Origin of the sequence: Bacillus sp. JJ1562, assembly GCF_036962705.1 — a bacterium.
GTDB lineage: Bacteria > Bacillota > Bacilli > Bacillales > Bacillaceae_L > Ferdinandcohnia.
The window spans coordinates 1-205 of sequence record NZ_JBALOQ010000040.1 but is presented as its reverse complement, the minus strand read 5'-3'; the positions used below and the strand labels follow the sequence as shown (position 1 = coordinate 205).

At 28.8% G+C, this 205-nt stretch carries 1 pseudogene; it reads right to left on the bottom strand.

The annotated features are described in order from the left end of the window. Positions 1-184: pseudogene (locus V7097_RS20470) on the bottom strand (hypothetical protein); the annotation flags it as partial. Positions 185-205: the final 21 nt, after the last annotated feature.

The window sequence follows — 205 nt, the reverse complement described above, 5'->3', positions numbered from 1 at the left end:
CAAATTTAAAATTAAAATAAGATTCTTCAATGTCGACCTTAATGTCGTATTTTTCTTCAACATACTGTTTTAATTCGTTCGAAACTTGTGTTTTTTTCCATGGAAGCCCATAGAAAGAAACATAAAGATAAAGTATAAAAGCTACTATCGATAACAAAACAACTAGTAGGATAATTTTTTTCATCCTAAATCCCCTCCTTGTCAT